This window comes from Chryseobacterium sp. PCH239 (genome assembly GCF_018924625.1).
In the GTDB taxonomy this organism is placed as follows: Bacteria; Bacteroidota; Bacteroidia; order Flavobacteriales; family Weeksellaceae; genus Chryseobacterium; species Chryseobacterium cucumeris.
The window spans coordinates 4,534,004-4,558,072 of the sequence record NZ_CP073027.1 but is presented as its reverse complement, the minus strand read 5'-3'; the positions used below and the strand labels follow the sequence as shown (position 1 = coordinate 4,558,072).

The 24,069-nt window shown below is 37.0% G+C and carries 19 protein-coding genes; 7 read left to right on the top strand and 12 right to left on the bottom strand.

Annotated elements, in window-relative coordinates:
• Together KBP46_RS21010 and KBP46_RS21005 are read right to left on the bottom strand one after the other, a co-directional pair.
• Complete coding sequence (locus KBP46_RS21010) at nt 1–2,574, bottom strand: zinc-dependent metalloprotease (RefSeq protein WP_253297101.1); 2,574 nt, start codon at nt 2,572–2,574, stop codon at nt 1–3.
• 129 nt (nt 2,575–2,703) lie between these two features.
• The gene (locus tag KBP46_RS21005) at nt 2,704–4,287 is read right to left on the bottom strand and encodes a histidine kinase (protein WP_110010169.1); all 1,584 of its coding nucleotides are present in this window, start codon (nt 4,285–4,287) and stop codon (nt 2,704–2,706) included.
• Between the two features lie 229 nt (nt 4,288–4,516).
• Between KBP46_RS21005 and KBP46_RS21000 the strand changes: the two genes are divergently transcribed.
• From KBP46_RS21000 to KBP46_RS20990, 3 genes are read left to right on the top strand one after another with little or no spacing between them, the layout of a single operon-like run.
• Nucleotides 4,517–5,692, top strand: coding sequence for a thioredoxin fold domain-containing protein (locus tag KBP46_RS21000; RefSeq protein ID WP_062674328.1), 1,176 nt, complete (start codon nt 4,517–4,519; stop codon nt 5,690–5,692).
• Nucleotides 5,693–5,706: 14 nt separating this feature from the next.
• Nucleotides 5,707–6,333 carry a DUF3575 domain-containing protein gene (locus KBP46_RS20995; protein ID WP_062674326.1) on the top strand — a complete coding sequence of 209 codons (627 nt, stop codon included), beginning with the start codon at nt 5,707–5,709 and terminating at the stop codon, nt 6,331–6,333.
• A gap of 4 nt (nt 6,334–6,337) precedes the next feature.
• On the top strand, nt 6,338–6,544 hold the full coding sequence (locus tag KBP46_RS20990) for a hypothetical protein (RefSeq protein WP_062674325.1): 207 nt from the start codon (nt 6,338–6,340) through the stop codon (nt 6,542–6,544).
• Here KBP46_RS20990 and KBP46_RS20985 read toward each other — a convergent pair whose 3' ends face one another.
• Nucleotides 6,545–7,741 (bottom strand): exo-beta-N-acetylmuramidase NamZ domain-containing protein, encoded by a 1,197-nt coding sequence (locus tag KBP46_RS20985; protein ID WP_216444089.1) that lies wholly within the window; start codon nt 7,739–7,741, stop codon nt 6,545–6,547.
• Nucleotides 7,742–7,745: 4 nt separating this feature from the next.
• Here KBP46_RS20985 and KBP46_RS20980 point away from each other — a divergent pair, with 4 nt between their 5' ends.
• Both KBP46_RS20980 and KBP46_RS20975 read left to right on the top strand, forming a co-directional pair.
• Nucleotides 7,746–8,975 (top strand): FtsX-like permease family protein, encoded by a 1,230-nt coding sequence (locus KBP46_RS20980; protein ID WP_216444088.1) that lies wholly within the window; start codon nt 7,746–7,748, stop codon nt 8,973–8,975.
• Nucleotides 8,976–9,121: 146 nt separating this feature from the next.
• Nucleotides 9,122–10,114 (top strand): PLP-dependent cysteine synthase family protein, encoded by a 993-nt coding sequence (locus KBP46_RS20975; RefSeq protein ID WP_216444087.1) that lies wholly within the window; start codon nt 9,122–9,124, stop codon nt 10,112–10,114.
• A gap of 58 nt (nt 10,115–10,172) precedes the next feature.
• Here KBP46_RS20975 and KBP46_RS20970 read toward each other — a convergent pair whose 3' ends face one another.
• The 3 genes from KBP46_RS20970 to KBP46_RS20960 are packed head-to-tail and all read right to left on the bottom strand — an operon-like array spanning nt 10,173 to nt 11,961.
• The gene (locus tag KBP46_RS20970; RefSeq protein WP_216444086.1) at nt 10,173–10,703 is read right to left on the bottom strand and encodes a hypothetical protein; all 531 of its coding nucleotides are present in this window, start codon (nt 10,701–10,703) and stop codon (nt 10,173–10,175) included.
• Between the two features lie 37 nt (nt 10,704–10,740).
• A complete protein-coding gene (locus KBP46_RS20965; protein WP_120231965.1) occupies nt 10,741–11,043 on the bottom strand; it encodes a chaperone modulator CbpM in 303 nt (100 codons plus the stop codon).
• A 3-nt stretch (nt 11,044–11,046) separates the two neighbouring features.
• Nucleotides 11,047–11,961, bottom strand: a complete 915-nt coding sequence (locus KBP46_RS20960) for a DnaJ C-terminal domain-containing protein (protein WP_120231966.1) — start codon at nt 11,959–11,961, stop codon at nt 11,047–11,049.
• A gap of 93 nt (nt 11,962–12,054) precedes the next feature.
• Here KBP46_RS20960 and KBP46_RS20955 point away from each other — a divergent pair, with 93 nt between their 5' ends.
• Nucleotides 12,055–13,254, top strand: coding sequence for a dicarboxylate/amino acid:cation symporter (locus tag KBP46_RS20955; protein ID WP_216444085.1), 1,200 nt, complete (start codon nt 12,055–12,057; stop codon nt 13,252–13,254).
• A 20-nt stretch (nt 13,255–13,274) separates the two neighbouring features.
• Here KBP46_RS20955 and KBP46_RS20950 read toward each other — a convergent pair whose 3' ends face one another.
• The 3 genes from KBP46_RS20950 to KBP46_RS20940 form a co-directional block, all read right to left on the bottom strand.
• Nucleotides 13,275–13,658 carry a DUF779 domain-containing protein gene (locus tag KBP46_RS20950; protein ID WP_062674311.1) on the bottom strand — a complete coding sequence of 128 codons (384 nt, stop codon included), beginning with the start codon at nt 13,656–13,658 and terminating at the stop codon, nt 13,275–13,277.
• 89 nt (nt 13,659–13,747) lie between these two features.
• Entirely contained in the window at nt 13,748–14,782 is a 1,035-nt protein-coding gene (gene adhP / locus KBP46_RS20945; protein ID WP_047434164.1) for an alcohol dehydrogenase AdhP, read from the bottom strand.
• 202 nt (nt 14,783–14,984) lie between these two features.
• The gene (locus KBP46_RS20940) at nt 14,985–16,514 is read right to left on the bottom strand and encodes an aldehyde dehydrogenase family protein (protein ID WP_062674306.1); all 1,530 of its coding nucleotides are present in this window, start codon (nt 16,512–16,514) and stop codon (nt 14,985–14,987) included.
• 183 nt (nt 16,515–16,697) lie between these two features.
• Between KBP46_RS20940 and KBP46_RS20935 the strand changes: the two genes are divergently transcribed.
• Entirely contained in the window at nt 16,698–17,621 is a 924-nt protein-coding gene (locus KBP46_RS20935; protein ID WP_120231970.1) for a helix-turn-helix domain-containing protein, read from the top strand.
• Nucleotides 17,622–17,695: 74 nt separating this feature from the next.
• On the opposite strand, the gene KBP46_RS20930 is transcribed toward KBP46_RS20935, so the two are convergent.
• The 3 genes from KBP46_RS20930 to KBP46_RS20920 form a co-directional block, all read right to left on the bottom strand.
• Nucleotides 17,696–19,156, bottom strand: coding sequence for a RagB/SusD family nutrient uptake outer membrane protein (locus KBP46_RS20930; RefSeq protein ID WP_062674302.1), 1,461 nt, complete (start codon nt 19,154–19,156; stop codon nt 17,696–17,698).
• A gap of 14 nt (nt 19,157–19,170) precedes the next feature.
• Nucleotides 19,171–21,966, bottom strand: a complete 2,796-nt coding sequence (locus KBP46_RS20925; RefSeq protein WP_062674300.1) for a SusC/RagA family TonB-linked outer membrane protein — start codon at nt 21,964–21,966, stop codon at nt 19,171–19,173.
• A gap of 619 nt (nt 21,967–22,585) precedes the next feature.
• A complete protein-coding gene (locus tag KBP46_RS20920) occupies nt 22,586–23,914 on the bottom strand; it encodes a hydroxymethylglutaryl-CoA synthase family protein (RefSeq protein WP_216444084.1) in 1,329 nt (442 codons plus the stop codon).
• Nucleotides 23,915–24,069 lie beyond the last annotated feature (155 nt).

Below are 24,069 nucleotides of genomic sequence, written 5' to 3'. Positions count from 1 at the left end.
TTATTTGTTTAAAGCCTCTTGTATACGAATGATTAAATCTGTGTAATGTGCTCTGGAAGCATCATCACCTCTGTACCTTGTTCTGTTCAGTAAATCCAGAACTTTCTGAAGTTCTGCTCTCTTGTAAGTTGTCACTTCAGATACTCTTTTCATGGATGAATAATTGATATTCCTCAAACCATGATCATCTTCATGAAAATTACAGATGGTAGGCATATTCAAAGTATCATCTACTTTCAATCCTTTCACTGCTGTTTTTTCAAATAATTTGTTCACAGAGACAATCAAAGCATCCACATAATTTTTCTGAGTCATTTTCTCAAGCATCGTAAGGCTTCCTTTTTTACTGAAAATGGCAGTTCTAACCTGATCAAATAAATTTTCAACCGTATAAATTTCTTCTTTAGAGCCAGACACCTGATGTTTCAGCTCATTTTCAAGTAACCTCAACAATCTGTCATCCATAAACAAAGAATAGATATTTGCATACTGCATTCCTCTTGCCATGGTATATGGTGTCTGCTCGAATGGTCCCATTGGTGAATCCTTAACCGGATACGTTTTTTCTGTAATCGGATTAAAGAATAACCATTCCGGAAGGTTGATGGCATTTTTAACAAGATAATCAACTGCTCTTCTCTGAATTTCTGCAGGAACAGCTTCATAGGCTTTCTTCTTGTTACCAAAAACAGTATTGTTCAGGTAAATTCCTCCTACATTTGCCATCACATGACCTGTATACAAATCCCACTGCCCGATTACTCCCAGATAAAGTTTTCCGGCATCTGTGTATTCTTTACCATCTTCATACGTCCATTTCAGGAGGTTGTTAATTACCACTTTCAGGTTTTTGATTCCGTACTCGCTGGCTTTCATCGCATCATCACCTAAATCTTCAGACTGCGAACGCGGATCAATGGTTTCCAGATAGCTCTGCTGCTCTCCATAGAAGTACATCGGGTCATCTTCATGTTTTTCAATTAAGTCTTTCAGTGCTTTTTTCTCTACGAATTCATCAGGATACCAACGGTAACCCCACTCGATGGCATATTTATCGTAAAGACCGATTTTCGGAGTGATTGCTGTAACGCCATCTTCCGGCTGAGCTACATAATTGTAACGTGCGTAATCCATGATGGAAGGTGCCGTACCACCCATTTTGTCTGTAAATTCTTTGGAACGAAGCGACTCTACCGGGAATGCAAAGGATGCTCCCATATTGTGCTTCAGTCCGAAAGTGTGCCCCACTTCATGAGATGAAACAAAACGGATCGCTTCTCCCATATGTTCATCACTGAATTTATTTCCTCTTGCTTTAGGATCAATAGGTCCTGTTTGAATTCTCATCCAGTCGTGAAGAGAAGTCATTACATTATGCCACCAGATGATATCTGCTTCGATAATTTCCCCACTTCTCGGGTCTACTACTGATGGCCCCATTGCATTTGACTTTGGCGACGCGGCGTAAGTAATTACAGAATATCTTACATCATCAATATCAAAATCTTCATCTTTCTCATCCGGCATTTTCGCAATCACTGCATTTTTGAATCCTGCCTGCTCAAACGCCGCCTGCCAGTCATGTACTCCGGCAATGATTTTCTCACGCCATTGTTTCGGTGTTGCCGGATCGATATAATAAACAATCGGTTTCTTAGGCTCTACCAGCTCACCTTTTAAATATTTTTCTTTGTCCTCGTCCTTCGGTTCAAGATTCCATTTGGTAATAAAGAATTTCTCATCCATTTTTTGCTGGTTGTCATTAAACGACCAGTGTTTTTCGGAGAAAAATCCAACTCTTGAATCAGCTACTCTTGGTTTCATCGGTATTTTAGAAAGCAGAACCAGATTGGTTGTAACGCCTAAAGTTACCGGAAGATCTACCCCGCCTTCATTGACAGAAGTGGACAATTGGGACTTCACCACAAGGTTTTTAGGAAAAGTCTTCACACCTTCTATGTAAGAAAGACTTGATTTCACAGATCCACCCAATCCTACATTGGCCAGCACATCATTAAAACTTTTCTGATTTCCGTCAAAAACTTTATTCACTTTAATGGCTACAGCCGTAGAGTCGTTGTTTTGTGCTTCAATATCAAAGACTTCAATCACAGATTCTGAAAAGTTATCTTTCACAGATTTTGTAATGGCGTCATTTTTAGGGGATGACACTTTAGGAACCACCGTTTTTACCCATACTTTTTTAGCTACAGGATCACGGTAAAAAGAGATGACCTTATTCTCATAGTTCATTCCTTTGTTTAAACCTGCCTCATTGACCTGCATGGGTACCTGAGAAAGCTTGTTGACCACCAAAAACTGACGCCCCATCAAACTGTCAGGTATTTCAAAATAAATATCCGTCTTTACCTGAATGGTATTAAAGAGTCCTTTTTTATAGGTTCCCTTTTTGATCAGGTCTTCAATTTTTTTTGTTTTCTTTGAGGAAGAGGCCTCTGTCTTATCTGTTTTTTCTTTGTTAACCTTTACCGTATCTTTATCTTTTTTCTGTGCTATTGCCATTGGTGAGGCCATAGCAAGACCGAGATACAGTGCAAGTCTGTAATTCTTCATTAAAATAGTCCGATTCATTCCAAATAGTAAATATCTTAGTTTCAGCCAGCAAAGCTATAGGTATCATGAATCATATATATAATATTAGGGAGTGAATGGTGCTAATTCGGGAGTGAATGGATTTTTATTTTACTTCATTAAAGGCAAAAAACATACGAAATATTCACTATCTACAGAAATATGAAGAAGATTATTCTTAAAATATCCATAAACCTGATTCAAATATTCAATTCCGAATTTCTCTCCCTGTACCGTTTCCGTCTTAGGCTGCAAGGTATTCTTTACCGTGATCCCGTCCTCATCAACGATAATGATAATTTCCAAAGGCTGATCCATCGTTGCAATATTATGTTTGGTCGCATTTTCCGTGACTATCTGAAGGGATAAATACGGAATTCTTTTTTCAAGACTTTCAGGAGCATTAATAATCAATTCAAACTTCAGTTCTTCATCAAACCTGCTTTTCAGAAGTTCCATATACTGCTGTATAAATTTAATTTCCTGCGAAACCGGAACAATATTATCTTTTGGAGGTACTATAAGATACCTGTAAATCCTGGAAAGATTCATGGTAAACTTCTGTGCATTTTCTTTATTAATCCCGATCAGCATATAAAGGGAATTCAATGAGTTGAAAAGAAAATGGGGATTGATATTATTTTTAAGCTGCTGAAGCTGATTGATCACTTCTGCTTTGTGCATCTTTTCGTTTTCTACCAACAATAAATTCTTCTCAGACTGTATTTTTTCTTTTTCCTGATAAGCCAGGCTAGTTGCTCTCTGAAACAATATGAATACCGTTACAATGAGAAACAACGCTGCCAGAAAAATATAAACAGTATAGGTTTTTATCTTGCTGATATTTTCGTCAATAATAAAATTCACATGATTCACTACCGTGTATCCATCAAAATTATCAGTCTTCAATGGTTTTATAAAGCGTGTTACCTCCACTCCCAGATATTCTGAAACGGCTGTTCCTTTAGTATATCCTGCTTCAGTTTTGCTGGTCAGTGTATCATTAGCTTTAATATCTGTAAAGTCAAAAATATTCTTTCCGATATACTTCTTCTCAGGATGGGTAATACAGATTCCTTCTTTGGTAAAGACATAAGCGTAGGTATTGGAACTTTTATCGACATTAATAAAATATTGATGAAGATCATCCAGGCTTACGGTAGAGCCATAGTACAATTTGTTTTTATCAGGTAGTATCAAAGAATCGTAACTAATCCAATACATGCTGTCCTTTTTGGTAAGCAAAAGGTCTTTAAAATGTCCCGGTCCGTTATTCTTTATCACAATAGAATTTTCTTTACGATCTGTCTTCCTGAAAATACCGGATAAAGGATTATTACTATCTGTTTTTCCTGAAGTGGTGTTTTCATAATAATACCAGCTATAGGGCAGCAGATTTCTTTTTTTATTTAAATCATTTAAAACCGAAGAATAATCCTTGTAATTCTTCAGTCCGTCTTTCTGAATCAGAGCACGAAGCAAATACTGATAATCCTCAATATTCCTGAACTCATGTTCTATCGATTCATACTTTCGGAAGAATGTTTTCTTTGCAAAATCATCGGTATTCTTACGGCTGTCTTCTGTGATCAGTAGACTCAAAACAGCAAATGCTGCCACTGCGATCAGGCAGGCAGATAAAGCAGTAATATAAATGGATTTTTTGGATAAGGCGTGCTTAAAATTAATAATCAAATTCTCTAAATTATGGATTCCTCTACATATAAATTATTCGTTTGCAAAGATATAACAAAGATTTCAGGACCATAAAGTGAATTAAATTTAGATTTCATATTTTAAAGTAAAAAACAAAAATCCAGATAAGCTGAAGTCTTAAAGTTCGTTAATATCGTCATTGATACCACCAATTCAGCATGCTATATTTTTAAAATTAATTATCTTCGCCTACAAATCTTATTTGAAAATGAAGAAGATCATCTCCGGGTTATCTATTTTTTGTGCCATCGCGATCTCTGCTCAGGAAGCCATACAGTTTCAGGAGCTGCCATTCAAAGATATTATTGCAAAAGCCAAGAAAGAAAAGAAATTGGTTTTTATTGATGCCTATGCTTCCTGGTGTGGCCCATGCAAAATGATGGAAAAAAATGTATTCACACAGAAAGCAGTAAGTGACTACTACAACACCAACTTCATTAATGCAAGATTTGACATGGAGAAGGGAGAAGGCAGAGATATCGCTTCAAAATTCGGAGTACGTTCCTATCCTACTTATCTTTTCCTGAACGGTGAAGGAGAACTTGTTTCCAGAAATACCGGTTATATGGAAGAAAGTCTGTTTGTGGCAATGGCACAGGACATTAATTCACCCGGAAATAAAAAAGGCTCTCTTAAAGACCGTTTTGCCGGCGGTGAAAAAGACCCGGAATTCCTGATCAACATTATGAAGCTTAACGCTAACTCAGATTATGAATTTGCCAAAAAAGCTTCCGAAAGATATTTCCAGAATAAAAAGAAAACTGAAGAGCTTACAAAGGATGAAATCGGATTTCTTCTTTACTTCGTAAAATCATCGGAAGATACCAACTATCCTGTTTTTGCATCCAGAAAAGCAGAGATTATTAAATTCCTTCCTGAAGAAACGTACAATGAATTTGATGCCCAGCTGAAACTGGGAAAAATAGTAGAACAGTCTATTGATGATAAAAATAAAAAAATCAATGATGACTACTTCATGAAAGCTGCCGAACCATTGGTAGGGAAAGAAGCTGCTGTTAAAAAGCTGAATCAGACTAAACTCAGCTATTATGAACAGAACAGTAATTTTTCTGAATATGAGAAAGCGGCTTTAGATTATTATAAAAATTCTGATGCTTTTGATCCGAATGAACTCCTGAGAGCAGCATGGATATTTGCAGATCATGTGAAAACTCCTTCTTCATTAAAGAAAGCTACAGAATGGGCAGAAAAATCTGTTATGAGAAGCGAGACTTCGGAAAACACTTATATTCTTGCCAAACTTTATCACCTTACGGGAAATAAAGAGATGGCAAAAAACTATGCTGAAATGTCTAAAAATTTAGCAGTTCAGGGCAATAAGGATTCTCAACTGGCAGATGAACTATTAAAGCAGATAAAATAAACATTATAAACCGGATGAAATATAAATTATTAGCAGCAGGCATTTTAGCTTTCCTGTCAGCAACTACTTTGAGCGCTCAGGAACAAGGGGGACAGGATAAAAGTTTATACATAAAAGGTAATGCTTTATTTGCTCCAATAGGGATTTTAAACCTTGGAATAGAAAAACAAATCAGTCCAAAATATACCCTTCAGGGAGATGTTTTCATTTCGCCGTGGAAATCTTTCGGAGGGCATAAACTACAGTTTTACTCTATTTCTGCAGAAGGAAGATATTACTTTACTGAGGCTTTCAAACATTGGTATGTAGGTGCTAACGTATCCGTAGCTGCTTACAATGCCACAAAATGGAGTTATTGGAATGACAGCACTTTTGAAAACTGGAATGGAGAAATCCTTAAAAACTCCAACCTGTACCAGAAAGGATTTTCTGTGATGCTGGGTGTTACAGCAGGATATCAATTTCAATTATCTGAGCGTTGGAATCTGGACATTTATGGAACAATCGGAACATCACAAGGATTTTATAAAGGCTATGACAAATCTACAGGAAAACGTTATGATTCTGCAGAAAAGTTTAACAAAAGTGGTGAAATCATCCCATACAGAGGAGGTGTCATGATTTCTTATAAATTAAAATAATACAATGAAACCATTCGGAAGAAATCATATTATCATTTCAGTTATCACTTTTGTGATACTTTTTTTAATGAACTATATCGGGAATGATTTACCTGATAAATTACAGAGAGCCTTAATGACAGCTTTTGCAGGAGTTGTTGGACTGACTGTGGGACTGTTTATATTAAATAAGGGCAGAAATGATAAAAATCCGCCCCAAAATTTTGATTAATTAATCTTCGTACACCACATATCTGGTTCTGATCTTTTCGAAACTTTCCAGATCTTTTTTCCACGAAGCCTTAATTTCCGGGATTGATTTTCCTGCGATAATCTGTTTTCTCAATTCATCAGTTCCGGATAAAGTATCAAACCAAAGATTTTTCAGGAAGAAATCCTGCTGTGGATTTTTATAGTTTTGATAGGCTTTGATTACCCATTCAAGATTCAGTTCTCTTAAATCTTTAGGATAACCGGAAAGGTTTTCACCATAACACAGCTTCCCGTTCAGGAAAGGATCTTTAGCACCATAACTTGGTTTGGGCGTAAACTGATAAGGCAGATTTTCCGTCCATGGAGAACCATAAATCTGGAAAGGAAGATCTGTTCCTCTTCCTACAGAAACCTGAGTACCTTCAAAAAAGCAAAGGCTTGGATATAAATTAATTGCTTTATCATTGGGTAAATTAGGAGAAGGTTTATCAAGCATCGGATAACGCTGCTTTTTATGATAATTCTTCATCGGAACAAGCGTATATTTAGCCTGAACTTGATTCTTCAGCCATTTCTCTCCGTTCACCATTTTTCCATACTCTCCTATTGTCAGCCCATATACTACGGGAACTTCGTGAAGTCCAACAAAACTTGACCATTTTTTTCTCAGGACAGGTCCGTCAGTGTATCCGTCATGTGGATTGGGACGATCCAAAACCATGATCTCCACATTATTCTCAGCTCCGGCTTCCATCAGATAAGACAAAGTGGAAATATAGGTGTAAAACCTTACTCCTACATCCTGAATATCAAAAACAACGATGTCAATTCCTGAAAGTTGCTCCGGCTTTGGCTTTTTATTATTTCCATATAGAGAAACAATGGGAATTCCGGTCTTTACATCTACTCCGTTTTTCACTTTTGCCCCTGCATCAGCATCACCTCTGAAGCCATGTTCAGGTGCGAAAATAGATTTGATTTTAATTCCGTTTTTTACAAGAAAATCAACCAGATGGGTTTTGTCACTCATTAAACCTGTCTGATTGGTCACCACCCCGATCGTTTTATTTTTTAACAGTGGCAGGTAAATTTCAGGCTGGTCGGCACCCGTTTTAAAATCCGGTTGAACTTGAGTCTGAGAATAATATTGGTTGAATACTCCTAAAAAAATTAGGCAAATCAGAAGTAAATTTTTAATTTTGAAATCTAAATTCATAAGCTTGAAATTTCCTTTATATTTCTCTAGAAAAATAGCATTTTCCAAAGATAACAAAAATAACCTTTCAAGGGTTATCATCTTCATTGGCAGGCTTTCCGTAGCATTGGGAATTATCGTTTCCCTCATTACCGTAGCCACTGGTTTTGGTTCAAAAAAAGCTATTAAAGAAAGGCTGGCTGATTTCAGCGGACATATTACCGTAAGGTCTACACGATCCAATTCTTCATACAATACTTCTGTACTGGACAATCAGGGACTGAATATTGCCAAGATAAAAGAACTTCCCGATGTGGAAAGTACCCAAAAATATGTAACGGTTACCGGAATTATGCGTAATGAGCACAATTTCGCAGGCATTATATTTAAGGGAATCGGTAAGGATTTTGACAGTCTAAGATTTAAAAAATTCCTTATAGCCGGAACAACTCCGAAGGTAACAGAAAAAGGATTCAATAGTGATGTTGCGATTTCACAGAAAGTGGCCAATGATCTTCATCTTAAAGTAAATGACAGCATTGTTACTATATTTTTAAAAGCAGATCAAAAACCGCTTTACCGTAAATTCAGAGTTATCGGAATTTACAGAACTGACATTAAACTAATTGACGAACAATTTGTTATCGGAGGAATCAATCATGCAAGAAAGATTCAGGATATGAAACCAGATGAAATTGGCGGAATAGATATTTTCCTGAAGAATGTGAATGATATCGACAAAGATTTTCCTGACATCGAAAAACTGATCGGATATAAGAACTATGCTGAAAAAGCGACAGAAAAATTCCCGCAGATCACTGACTGGATCAGTATTTTTGATACCAATATTGCTTTAATCATTATCATCATGCTGATTGTAGTGGTGATCAATATCATTATGGTTCTTCTGATTCTTATTATCGAACGAACCAATTCTATTGGCCTTCTGAAAACATTAGGAGCAAGCAATTCACAGATAAGAGCTACTTTCATCAATTATACCCTGATTATTATGATCCCGGGGCTTTTGTACGGAAATGCTATCGGATTAGGACTGATTTTAATCCAGAAATTCTTTGGAATCATCAAACTTAATCCTGAAAATTACTACGTAAGTACTGTTCCGGTTGATCTTAACCCAATTGCCATTATTTCTATCTCAGTAGGAATTCTTATTATCTCAGGGCTGGCCTTGATTATTCCGAGCTACCTGATCAGTAAGATTTCTCCGGTGAAAGCGATTAAGTACAACTAACCTGATAATTGATAATTGATAATTGATAATTGAAAGTTATTGATTGTGTATCAGTTGATTTCAGTGTTATCCACAACTTATCCACACGTTATCCACAGCGCAGATAATTTTAAAAGCCTTATCTTTGTGCCGCTTATAAAACATTTATGAAATACGCAAAAAATATCCTTGAAACGATAGGTAACACACCGCTGGTAAAGCTTAACAAAGTATTAGGTGAAGATTTTCCGGCATTGGTATTAGCAAAAGTAGAGACCTTCAATCCCGGAAACTCAGTGAAGGACAGAATGGCTCTTAAAATGATAGAGGATGCCGAAAAAGACGGCAGATTAAAACCTGGAGGAACCATTATTGAAGGAACTTCCGGAAATACAGGAATGGGACTGGCTTTGGCAGCCATCATCAAAGGGTACAAATGTATCTTTGTAACCAATTCAAAACAGTCAAAAGAAAAATGTGATATTCTTCGTGCTGTAGGAGCCGAAGTAATTGTTTGCCCTACTGACGTAAAACCTACCGATCCACGTTCTTATTATTCAGTTTCCAAAAGACTGGCAAAAGAGACGGAAAACGGATGGTATGTCAACCAATATGATAACCTGTCCAACAGAGCCGCTCATTATGAATCCACGGCTCCGGAGATCTGGGAACAGACAGAAGGAAAACTGACTCATTTTGTGGTAGGAGCCGGAACAGGAGGTACAATCACCGGGTGCGCAACATTTTTCAAAGAAAAAAATCCGGACATCAAAGTAATCGGAGTGGATACTTATGGCTCTATTCTGAAAGAATTCCACGAAACAGGTGAGCTTCATTATGATCACGCTTACACTTATATCACAGAAGGAATCGGGGAAGATATCATTCCTGAAAACTATGATATGTCTGTAATTGATCATTTTGAAAAAGTAACGGATAAAGACGGTGCTATCTATGCCAGAAAACTGGCGAAAGAGGAAGGTATTTTCTGTGGATATTCTGCCGGAAGTGCTATTGCATCATTGATTCAGATGAAAGATCAGTTCACAAAAGATGATGTCATTGTTGTTTTACTTCATGACCATGGCTCAAGATATGTAGGAAAAATCTACAATGACGAGTGGATGAAGGAAATGGGCTGGTTGGAAGAGAACAAATAAGCTAACTTGTATATAATAAAAAACGGAGCAAAATTATTTTGCTCCGTTTTTGTTTTTATTAATCGATTTTAATTTTCTCTTTCAATGTATTCTTGAGAAAACTGTATTCTTTCTCATTCATTGATTTTCTGGGAAACATATAACTGTATTTTCCTTCAACAGAAATAAATTCATGAGTGCTGTCAAAGTATTCAAAATCTTTCCATTCGCTGGTCTCTTTTTCGCCATCAATATTGACTGTGAAAAAGTTATTATCAAATCTTATTTCGTATACTTTACATCTTTCAAGCGTGCTCAGATAATGATTCACCTGTTTTTTCCATCTTGAAACTTTATTAACGCTGACTGATAAAAAAACAGCACAAAGCAAAAATATAAAACTCAGGAAGTATAAAACGCCTGCATTTTCTTTACTCATAAAGTCTTTTAATAGAAAAACGATGAAAACAATCACTGCAGCAGCTATGGTAACGATAGTTTTACTTTTTGTAGTAGGTGAAAAAAGCAGACTTCCCTGATTACCGCTAAAATAAATATCTTCAAAAATCTTCCTGTCCGGCTTTAGTGTAATCACCTTTTCTTCATTCATAATTATAGAGTTTGCTTTAAAAAGCTACAAAACTAAACTAAATATCTTCATATTGATCACTTATAGCAGAAAGTTTATTCATGAGTTCTCTGTTTCTGCGGTTCAGGGCATCCAGTTTTTTCAGCATATTATGAATCACTTCAAGGCCGGGCAGGTTAATTTCGAGATCATAATGCCAGTTCGCAAATTTTTCCAGATCGGGCAGATCTTCATACATCAGATAATGAATATTATTCTCAATCTGAATATTCAGCAGCCCATAGTCTACAAGATCATCAAAAAAAGTGATTTCTATATTATAGATTTTTACGAGTTCTTCCCGTGATATTCTTTCACTCATAGCTTAGGAATTTTTTAGTTGTTCAAAAAGTTCTTTCTGCTTTTCGGTAAGGTTGGTTGGCAGTTTCACTTCATAGGTTACAAAAAGATCTCCGTGTTCTCCTTCTTTTTTATAGACAGGGAAACCTTTTCCTTTAAGCCTTACTGTCATTCCGGTTTGGGTTTCCGGTTTTACTTTAAGGTTTACACTTCCATTCAGCGTATGTACTTTTACTTCGCCACCTAAAACGGCTGTGTACAGATCAATGGTTACTTTGGTTTTCAGGTCATCACCTATTCTTTCAAAATCCGGATCAGCAGGGATATTGAAGGTGATATATAAATCTCCGTTTGGCCCACCGTTTACTCCGGGATTTCCATGTCCTTTTAATTTAATCTGCTGTCCGTCATACACTCCTGCAGGAATGGTGATTCTTACTTTCTTTCCATTGATTTCAAAAGTTTGCGGATGCGTGGTTGCGGCGTCTCTTAAATTGAGATTCAATTCGGCAGTGATATCCTGTCCTTTGAATTTACCGGAGGCTCTTCCTCTTGAACTTCTGCCAAATCCACCGCCTGCACCGCCAAACATATCCTGGAAGAAATCTGAGAAATCTTCACCTCCACCAAAATCTGCACCGGAATATCCTCCGTTATAACTTTGCTGTTGATACTGTCTTTGCTGTTGCTGCTGGGCTTTTTCGTATTCTTCGCCGTGCTTCCAGTGTTCTCCGTACTTGTCATATTTTGATCTGTTTTCCGGATTACTCAGCACTTCATTCGCTTCATTCAGTTCTTTGAATTTCTTTTCTGCTTCTTTGTCTCCGGGGTTGAGATCGGGATGATGTTTTCTAGCCTGTTTTCGGTAGGCTTTTTTGATATCATCCTGTGTTGCGTTTTTATCTACGCCTAAAATTTTATAGTAATCTATATAAGCCATAGAAATGTGGTTTACCCAAATTTATGAATTTTAGGTCTGAAAATTGTATAACAGAATGTTAAAAATAAACCTATCTTTGATAAAAAGCTATACATGAAAGATGTATTGAAAAACTACTCCGGAATCATATTTTTACTTTTAGGAATCATTGTTGGAAGCATCATAGGAATTGTTGCTCCCGGTTTTGTGGAATACATTAAACCTTTGGGAGATATTTTTCTGAATCTTCTTTTTGTGAGTGTGGTTCCTCTGGTATTTTTTGCGGTATCCAATTCTATTGCCTCTCTGGAGCAGCAATCTAAATTTGGAAGAATCATCCTTGTAATGGCCCTTACTTTCTTATTTTTTATTCTCACAGCAGCTGTTTTCACAATTTGCGCGGTCTATCTTTTTCCGGTTTCAGGGGTCTCTGGAAGTTCTGAGATTATTTCTGAAGCAGCCAATGAGGATACATGGGGCAACAGAATTGTAAGTTTCTTTACAGTAGGGGAATTTACAGAGCTTTTCTCAAGAAGAAATATGCTGGCTCTTCTGGTATTTGCTTTTCTGACAGGGTTTGCAGCAAGAAAGACAGGAGAAAAAGGACAGCCTTTCAGAGTGTTTATCGCTTCTGGATATGAAGTGATGAAAGAACTTCTTCTGCTGGTGATGAAGCTTGCTCCTATTGGTCTGGGCGCTTATTTTGCTTATCAGGTCGCTACTTTAGGGCCACAACTTTTTGGATTTTATGCTAAACCTTTAGGGTTATATTATATTGCAGGAGTTATTTATTTCCTTGTGTTCTTTTCTATCTATGCATTCATGGCGAATGGGCAAAAAGGAGTGAAAAGCTTTTGGACAAATGCGATCTACCCTACTTTGACCGCCATAAGCACATGCAGCAGTTTTGCAACAATGCCTGCTAATTTACAGGCGGCTTCCAAAATCGGGATTCCGAATTCTATTGCCAATCTGGTGATTCCTATCGGGACTACACTGCATAAAAACGGATCTTCCATGTCATCTATTATCAAGATTTATGTAGCCTTTTTAATTATTGGAAAGGATTTTTTTGATCCTGCCAATCTGCTTTTAGCTTTGGGGATTACTGTTTTTGTGAGTATTGTAGCGGGTGGAATTCCTAACGGCGGGTACATTGGTGAGATGCTGATGATTTCTGTTTATAAACTGCCTCAGGAAGCGATTCCTGCCGTAATGATCATCGGAACTTTAGTGGATCCGTTGGCTACTGTTCTGAACGCTGTAGGAGATATTGTAGCTGCCATGTTTGTCAACCGGTTTGTCAAGGTCTGACTTATTTTTGTTAAATCACACTATTCACTACGTTTTACCGGTTCGAGGTTTTCATATTCTTCCGGGGTAAATAGCCTGTAATGAACCTTAAAAGTTTTTCCCAAAGGAGTTTCCAGGGAGAAGCCGCCAGGTCCGAAACCGTCTGTAACATCAAGGGTAAAATGTGAATATTTCCAGTATTCAAAAAGGTCACGGTCTATCCAGAACTCATGCCCGTTAATAGTACCAATCATAGCATCATTCATTCTGGGAAAAAAGCCTCCTTTTTCGAAGCATTGTGGCTGGGTTCCTTCACAGCATCCGCCTGCCTGATAAAACATCAGAGGGCCATATTGCTCTTCCAGCTTGTCAATTACTTCAAGCGCTTGTTCTGTTGCGGAAAGTCTTGATATTTTTGTTTCCATTGTTTTTATTTTGGTTTAATCCAAACCTTATATTGATAAAAGATCCCGGTAAAATACATTCTAACCGGGATCAGCAACACATCATCAAATTAATTTGAGCCGGCAATATCTAAAACGATTCTGCCGTCAATCTGTCCTTTTTTCATTTTATCAAAAACATCATTGATATCTTCTAATTTTGCAGAAGTGACTGTAGCTTTTACCAATCCTTCATTGGCGAAATCCAGTGCTTCCTGCAGGTCTTTTCTGGTTCCTACAATAGAACCTCTAACGGTAATTCTTTTTAAAACCGTTTCGAAAATCGGAAGTTCAAAAGAACCGGGAGGAAGGCCATTGAGAGCAATTGTTCCTTTTCTTCTCAACACATCGATTCCCTGCTTGAAAGCAATAGGTGAAACTGCAGTAATTAAGGCACCGTGCATTCCACCGACTTCTTTATGCAAGTATTCTCCGGGATCTGTGTTTTTTGCATTGACTACAAGGTCTGCTCCTAATTTTTTTGCAAGCTCAAGCTTATCGTCTGCTACATCAATAGCGGCTACGTGCATTCCCATTGCTTTGGCATACTGAACGGCTACATGCCCCAGTCCTCCGATTCCTGAAATGGCTACCCATTCTCCGGGTTTTGTTTCTGTTTCTTTCAATCCTTTGTAAACTGTGACTCCGGCACATAAAATAGGGGCAATTTCCAAAAAGTTAACATCAGATTTCAAATGTCCCACATATCTTGAGTCTGCAATGACGTATTCTGCAAATCCACCATCGACACTGTAACCGCCATTTTTCTGTGCTTCACAAAGGGTTTCCCACCCTGTAATACAATAATCACAGCATCCGCAAGCACTGTACAGCCATGGAACACCTACAGCATCTCCTTCTTTCACAAAAGCTTCCGGTCCGCAGGCTACTACGATACCAACTCCTTCATGTCCCGGAATAAGAGGCATTTTAGGTTTCGCAGGCCAGTCGCCATCCACAGCGTGTAAGTCTGTATGACAAACTCCACAGGCAATTACTTTGACAAGGACTTCATATCTTCCGGGTTCTCTTACAGGTACTTCTTCTATTTTCAAAGGTTGGCCGTAGCCCTGAACTACTGCCGCTTTCATTGTTTTTGGAATCATATCTTATTTTTTGGATTGAGTTATTTGGGGTTATTTGTTTTTATCTCCACTTCTGTAATTTCCCTGCGTGAGGGATAGGAAGGGCGGCGAGGAACGAGCCGGTGCGAAATGCAATGGAGCACCGAAACGAAGTGCAGCCCTGGATAGCCCGACCGTGTTGCCCTGGAAAAAGCCAAGGCAATCGGGCACGTCCTAAATAATATTAAAAGAAACCTAGCTTATTCTTGTTATAAGAAATCAGCATGTTTTTGGTTTGACGGTAGTGATCAAGCATCATTTTATGGTTTTCTCTTCCAATTCCTGATTGTTTATAACCCCCGAAAGGTGCTCCGGCCGGATAAGAGTGATATTGGTTTACCCATACTCTTCCTGCTTCAATCTGGCGTGGAATATTGTACAACTGGTGAGCATCTCTCGTCCAGACTCCGGCTCCAAGACCGTAGATGGTATCATTGGCAATTTTTACAGCTTCTTCTTCATCTTTGAAAGTGGTAAATGCCAGCACCGGGCCGAAAATTTCTTCCTGGAAGATTCTCATTTTGTTGTTTCCTTTGAAAATCGTAGGCTGGATGTAGTATCCGCCTTCAAGATCTTCACCCAGGTTGTTTACAGCTCCTCCTACAAGCACTTCTGCTCCTTCTTCTATTCCCAATTGAATGTAAGAGAGGATTTTATCTTTCTGAATCTGTGAAGCCTGTGCTCCCATCATCACGGTTTTATCCAGTGGGTTTCCTACTTTGATGGCTTTTACTCTTTCGATTACTCTTTCGATAAAAGCATCTGCAATTCCTTCCTGAACAAGAAGTCTTGAAGGACATGTACAGATCTCTCCCTGATTCAGGGCAAAAAGAACGGCTCCTTCTATGGCTTTATCTAAAAATTCATCATCTGCATCCATTACTGAATTAAAAAAAACGTTAGGGGATTTTCCTCCCAATTCCAACGTTACCGGAATAATATTTTCTGTAGCATATTGCATTACAAGTCTTCCTGTAGCGGTAGAACCGGTAAATGCTGCTTTTGCTACTTTCGGATTAGTAACGAGAGCTCTTCCAAGTTCTGCTCCGAATCCGTTAACAATATTAATAACTCCTGCCGGTAAAAGGTCACCGATCAATTCCATTAAAACCATAATGGAAACAGGTGTACTTTCTGCCGGTTTCAACACGACGCAGTTTCCTGCAGCCAATGCGGGAGCCAGTTTCCATACTGCCATCAGTATCGGGAAGTTCCATGGAATGATCTGAGCAATCACTCCAAGAGGTTCGTGAACAATTAAGGAAACAGTGTCTTTGTCCAGCTCGTTATGCGATCCTTCATCAGCACGGATTACTGAAGCAAAGTATCTGAAATGATCAATGGCTAAAGGTAAATCCGCTGCCAATGTTTCCCTTACTGCTTTTCCGTTATCTATTGTTTCTACTGTAGCCAGATATTCTAAGTTTTGTTCTATTCTGTCTGCAATTTTATTCAGAATGATGCTTCTTTCTGTGGAGGAAGTATTCTTCCATGTCTGAAATGCTTTTTCAGCGGCATCTACCGCTAGCTCCAAATCTTCTTTGGACGAATGGGCTACCTGAGTAAATTTTTTCCCATCAACCGGAGAAACTACGTCAAAATATTGTCCTTTAACAGGTGGAGTGAATTTTCCATCAATATAGTTATCGTATCTGTTTTTAAATTCCGGACGCTGTAAAAGTGTGGTTGATCTTGGTTCTGTAATAGTGCTCATATTAGTATTGTTTTTATTTTTTCGATAACGCCAAATTACACTGAGAAGCCAAAAAGAGTATAGCACAATCCTATAAAAAAAGTGGAAAATAGTGCAAGGAGTTCAATTTTAGTATTTTATTAACAGCAACATACTCTCAAATTTTCTATATTTGAGTTACCTCCGATTCAAAAAAATTTAGAAATGAATAACAATAGTAAGATTTTATTAAATACTCCTGAATTACGTAAGGAAAACCAACTATTGAGTCTTGTTGAAAACCAGACGAAATTCAATCTAAATAATTGTGAGTTTAGTATTTATGAGACTCATAAGGCTGCTTTTAATGTAAAACTTCATTTTGAAAATATTGCATTTACAGCGATGCTGAGAGGTAAAAAACATATGAAACTGGATAAGAAGACCAATTATTTTGATTACTATCCGGGGGAAAGTATTCTGGTAGCACCGGGAGAAACGATGGTCATTGATTTTCCGGAAGCGGATGAAACGCCTACACAATGTATTTCTTTAAGCCTTAATCCCGATTTTATTGAGGATTCTCTTAATTATCTCAATTATCATCTTCCAAAGGTGGATGAAACTTCGCAATGGAATATTCAGCTGGATGAGTATTTTCTGTTTAATAATAAATCGCTGGCTTCTGCTACCAACAATATCATGAGAATTGCCATGGATGATAACTCACAAAAGGATATCATGGCAGATTTTGCACTGAAAGAACTTCTGATAAGATTGATGCAGACTCAGGCAAGAGGCATGGTGGAAAAGAATATTGTTAAAAATAAATCGAGAATTGGATTTGTGGTAGATTATATTAAAAGAAATCTGCACCAGAAATTGTCTATTGACAGTATTGCCAAACTGGCTTATGTAAGCAAGTCTAATTTCTTTAAAATGTTCAAAGACGAACTGGGTACTTCTCCTAATGATTTTATTCTGCAGGAGAGAATTACCAGAGCAAAGGAATTATTAGCCAGCCAGACCAGTATCAAGGAAACCGCTTTTCAGACAGGTTTTTCTGATACCAATTATTTTACAAGGGTATTTAAGCAACTGGAAGGAGTCACTCCGAAAAGTTACCAGGATCGTATGGTCATGAGATAACTTATTTATAAAATATCAATAAAAAAGAGCCCTATTGAATAGGGCTCTTCGTCTATATTATTAAAAATTAAATTTTAATACTGATCATTCTGCTTAATGTTCGGGTTTGCCTGAATAGCAGAAATAGGAATTGGCCACTGCCACTTGAAGCTTCCAGCTGCAAGAGTTTGTGCAACAGCAGGAGTACCTGTACCGTCAAAAAGGTCTCCTTTACCTGATCTCTGAACAGGAAGGTTTAATCTCTTCAATGTATACCATCTGTCATTTTCAAATGCAAGCTCCAATCTTCTTTCTTTCAGGATCGCATCTAAAAGAGCCTGTCCTGTTTCTGTACCAGGAGTAAATACAGTATATCTTTCAGCTCTTAATTTATTTAAAAGAACTAAAGCCTGTGCTCCATTACCTGTTCTGTAATATGCTTCTGCAACGTTTAGCAACACTTCTGCTCCTCTTAAATATCTTACAGGAACGATATTAGATGGTAAACCAGTAATACCTGCATATTTTGTAACATGATTATACTTTTGTTTACTATATACATCAGTAGTAAAATAAGCAGATTTTCTTACATCATTATTTGTATATGCAGTATATAAGTCATAATCTACAACAAACTCTGATCTTAAAGCTGGAACAGCTTGATTGTAAGCAACACCTACTGTGTTTTGCTCAGCTGCAGAATTTGATACCTGGAATAAAACTCCATCATTAACATCTCCTTCTTTTTCTTTCCAAATCTTATAGAAATTAGATTTTAGAGTAATACTTGAAGAAATTCCTAATGCCAATTCACCATATTTAATGGTGTTAGCATAGTCTCCTCTGTAAAGGTTTACTCTTGATAATAATCCGTAGATGGCAGCTTTGCTCAATCTTCCTTTATCCAAATCATTTTGGGTAATATTATCAGCCGCAAATAATAAATCTGCTATCACTTTATCATATACCTGATCAACAGTAAGATTTCTTGATGATGTATTATTTAGAGGAGAATAGGTTTCTGAATAATAAATTCCAATTGTATTCTTAGCACCTGCAGATTGAGTTGGGATTTGAGAATATGCTCTTACAATATCAAAATGAGCTATTGCTCTTAATGCTCTTGCTTCAGCTTCCAAATTTGTTTTCTGTGTTCCAGATAATACTCCGTTATTGATGTATTTCAAAACAAAGTTAGCTCTGCTGATCACAAGATAAGCAGCAGTATACAACCCTGTTGTCTGTGAATTATCTGATGAGAATTCGAAGTTTGATGCTGCAAAGTTGGTATTTCTTCCTGTAGTGGTACGAACAAGATTATCAGTGGTAAGATCACCCATGATAAGCTGGTTTCCTGTATCGCTGGTATAATATCCAGCTCCTTTAAGAGCTGCATAGGCTCCATCCATAGCCTGTCTGAAGGTCTCAGGTCTGGTCATTGCCTGCTCCTGATCTTCATTGATTGACGAGATTTGATCTAGATTTCTGTCGCAAGACGTTAACGTAACAAACATGGTTAACGCAGCTAAACTTATTTTTATTATATTCTTTTTCATAAAGCTATTCAATATTAAAATTCTAATTGCAGTCCTACCAAGATTGTTCTTACAGCAGGGTAAGTATAAAGGTTATATGCTCCTGGAACAAACAATGCTGTAGATTCACCAGATCCTACTGAAACCTCAGGTTCTCCGTGGAATTTAGTCACTGTAAATAAGTTTTGTCCCTGTACATAAGCTCTAAGCTTATTGATTGGTGATCCTTCTCCAAGGAATGCTTTATCAAATGTATATCCTAATGTAAGTGATCTTAATCTTAAGTAATCTGATTTTTCAATCCACTGATCAGAATCACGCATACCGTTTGAGTCAACTTTCTGGAATACTCCTGTATCTCCAGGGTTTTGCCAAACCTGAGCAGCAGCCTGAGCCATATTTCTACCTGCAACAGCCAACGTTGGATCCACAGCAGCAGCATACATGTTGTTATAAGTATATCCACCTAGCTTAAATGCGAAATCAGCACTGAAATCAAGTCCTTTATATTGAACTGTAGTTCCGAATCCACCAAAACTTTTTGGGAATGGAGATTTATCGGTAAGAGGAACTGCATTGGAAGCACTGTAAACATCAGTAACATTTCCTGCTTTATCATAATATAATGCTTTTCCATTGCTTGGATCTACTCCGGCAAATCTAACATTATAGAATACATATGGAGTTTCTCCCACTTTAAGATAAGTATCTCCTAAATTTCTTTCCGACTGGCCATCTGCTAACTTGTCAAGAACAGACTTCTGGAAAGAAATATTAGCATGTAGATTCCATTGGAAATCTTTCTGCTTGATTACATCTACACTAAGTTCAACTTCAAGACCTTTCTGAGACATATCTCCTGCATTGATATACTGGTAGTATCCACCTTCCTGTTTATCCAAAGGCACAAGCTGTACGAAATCTTTTCTCTTGTTCTGATATACTTCTACGGATCCACGAACTCTTCTGTTCCACATTGTGAAATCAACCCCTAAGTTGGTAATCGCATTAGATTCCCATTTAAGATTGCTGTTCCCAATAATAAAATTACCTTGTGAAAGCGTACTAGGATATGAAGTACCGTTAGTACCATATAAACCGTAGCTGATATTATTGACATTATAGTAATCAGGCAAAGTACCATCGTTACCTGTTGTACCGTAAGATCCTCTAAGCTTTAAATCATTAATAAACCCACCTTTCATGAAGTCTTCCTTCGCGATATTCCAGGCAGCACTTGCAGACCAGAAAATACCACTTTGGTTATTGGCACCAAATCTTGATGAAGCATCTCTTCTCAATGACCCTGTTACCAAATATCTTCCTTCATAATCATAGTTTAGTAAACCTGCTAAACTGAATAAAGTATTTCTTACCTTAACTCCGGTAAATGTATTTCTATCAGAAGGTGTTGTAATAGATGGAACATTGATTACCGGAGATTTCAATCCGTAAGCCCCGCCATTCATTGTTTCGTTGTAGTTATCGTTATATTCGATAAATCCTAAGAAATCAAAGTTGTGGCCTCCATATGATTTTTTATAGTTAATGGAGTTATTCCAAGTGTAGTTAAATGTATAGAATGAATTTTTGTTCAATGAACCTGTTGGAACTTTGTTCACTGTAATATCCAGGTTTGAACCTTTTTTCAACCACTGAGTTCCCATGTACCAATCAAAAAGTCCGTTAAAGTTTGTTTTAAACTTCAGACCATCGATAATTTTATATTCTGCGAATAAAGTAACCGGAATTCTCAGTCTCTGATCATCTAATCTATAGTTACGGATCTGCTCAACAACGTTAGAACCAGCTCTCATTGTCTGATTATAACTTCCATCGGCGTTATAAACCGGCTCATATGGAGCATATTTATACATTGCTCCAAATGGGTTCTGCGTATTGTTTCTGTCTCTGAAATTCTGAGTTTCCTGATACTGAACACCTAGGTTAATCCCTACGTTTAGTTTTTCACTCAGTTTATTGGTAAATCCAAAGTTACCTGTATATCTCTTAAGTCCGTCGATATCTCTGATAATCCCGTTATCAGAATCATACCCTAAAGAGTAATAGAAAGTACTTTCTCTAGATCCTCCCTGGGCACTGAATAAGTAGGATTGAATGCTTGAAGGCTTTAACAGATCTTTTTGCCAGTTGTGATCATAGGCAGCAAGTGCATCCATTTCTTGTTGAGTCCTTGGTTTAAATCCAAGGTACCCTAATTGATTCTGGAAATCCATCAACTCCCTGGAATTCATCATGGTATAGTTCTTGTCTCTCAACTTTTCACTGAAACCAAACTTAGTCTCGAATGAATAGTGAGTTTTCCCAGCTTTTCCGGCTTTAGTAGTTACTACAACCACCCCATTTGCACCTCTCGCACCATACTGTGCTGTAGCAGCAGCATCTTTAAGAATTGAAATAGATTCTACGTCTGCAGGGTTGATTGCACTGAACTGTCTTGCAGTCATATACATACCATTTACTACATAAGTAGGCTCTGAAGAACCACCAACACCGGCAATACCTCTTACCTGAATGGTAGCAGCAGCACCTGGCTGTCCGGTAGTACTTTGTACAAATACCCCTGATGCTCTACCCTGTAAAGAGTTACCAATAGATGTTGTAGGAGAGTTTCTTCTGATTTCGTCACCCCCAACAACAGCCTGAGCCTGGGTAATTTCATCTGCTTTTTTCTTCTGGTATCCAGTAACGATTACCTCATCGATCTTATTCTCCTTCAGAACAGAATCATTCTTAGATTTTTGCGCAAAAGCAGCTTGTCCTAAAAAAAACAAAGCTCCTGCACTTAATACATGTAACTTCACATTCATATTAACAGATTTTAATATATTCAAGGGACAAATATGTAGATAAATATCTATACCATCAATTCATTAAACACTGAAAACAGGCTTCCAGAAAGGAGAGATTCACACTCATACTTAAAAAATGATGGAGAATTATTTTAATTACATTTAAAAATTAACAAAAATAAGTCAATTTATATATTAACGGAATTTTAATAAATTTGAAAATTAAAATCAATTTACTAAAAAAACAAACATTAGATTAAAAAAATAAACTTAAAAGTAATTTTTGATTAAAAATTTGAATTAAATCAGTTTTAAATTTTTAGTAAAATAGAGAAAAAACGGCTTATTTTCTTAAATTTTATATAAAAAACACCCCTTTATATCCGCAGAACCCTGTTTTAAAAGAGGGTCGCTGAGATTAAAATTTAAAAACTGTTAATTTAATATTTACAGAATTTAGTTAATACATAAGAAGTATACCTACATGTTACCTGTATTTTTTTAACCATTTCACTCATAAAATTAAAAATAATCCAAGCATAAAAATCATGAAAACCAACAGGCTTTTTTCCATTGATAAAAAAGAAAAGCATCTCAAAATATGAGATGCTTTTATATGATTTAATAGAAGATAATCTTACTTCTGATAACTATAATACCTAGCTCCAATTAAAACCGGATTTTCAGCCTCAATAGAAACAAGTCCAAAACCTTTATATTGATTATTTACAGATTCCTTCAATTGTTTTCTGTGAAGTTTCTCATAGGTATCAAAATCAACAGAAGCTCTTTGGTTTAGTTTTTCGAATAAATTCCATTTCTCTACTACTTTTCTCCAGCCTTCAGACACTTTTCCTGCAAAAACCTTTGATTTTGAACCACTTCCATAACCTACAAAACCAATTTCTTTTCCTGTAAGTTCTTCATTTTCATTAAAAGATGTTTGTAATGCGGAAAGAAATGCCATAAAAATAGAAGCCGTGTACATATTTCCGATCTCAGAAGAAGCTCTCTGGGTCTTTTCTATCTTATCATTAATTAGTTTCAGATAATTTTCTGACTTAGCAATTGCTTTCTGTTCGTCCGCAGTTTCATAAGAAATACCATTCTCCAGACTATATATTTCTGTGAAAACTCTTTTTCCATGGAAGGCATAAGGAAGATGAAAGATAATGTACTTCCAGTTTTCATATGGTTTATCCTGCCCTGTTAGCTCTTTATAGTGATAATAAGCTTCTTTTATTCTATCCTGATAGCACTGGTTAGAATATTGTCCGTCAAAAACAGGTTCATCCGTGAAAATTTCAATCTTTTCGGGATAGGCTTCCGGAGCTCCGCTCAAGTCTTCTTTATTATATGATCTTCTCGGTTTGAAAAAATCAAAGACACTTTCTGAAGCAACTCCCCAATTATTTTCTATTACAAGAAGATCTGGTTTTGAGGAAATCAAAAGAGCAACAGCACCACCTCCTTGTGTATATTCCCCTGATGAAGCCAATTCATATTTTGCATAATCACTGGCAATCACCACTGCTTTTTTGTCAGGGTTTATTCTTACAAAGTCTAGCGCGTTATGCAATGCATCTACTCCTCCTACACAAGCAAAAGTCATATCAAGTACGTCACAGTTTCTGAAACATCTTGTTCCAAATTCTTCTTCCAATACTTTTTCTACCATTTGTACAGCATAGGAAGCTGTAGGCTTTGCAGCGTCCACTGCGCTTTCTGTTCCAAGGTATACTCTTGCTATTTCTTTAGGATTGATTTGATAGTCTTTTATAAGCTTTAGTAATGCTTCTGCTGCAAAGGTGGCAGCATCTTCGTGAACATCAGAAAGTCCCATTTTATGAAGACCTAAGCCTTTTTCCAATTTTGCTGGTTCTATTCCTCTTTTTTCTGCTAAATCCTTAATTTCCAAATATAAACCAGGCACATAATAACCCGCTGCTTCAATTCCAAAACTCATAATTGTCCAAATTTTAAACGAATTTATGAAAGATAATGCAAAAAACAGTCGTAAAAAATGCTAATTTTTACAACATCGTTAAAAACCAATGTATTTAAAAATAAAATCCGACAATGTAGGTACACGTAACGATAAAAAGAAAGCCGGCAAATCTG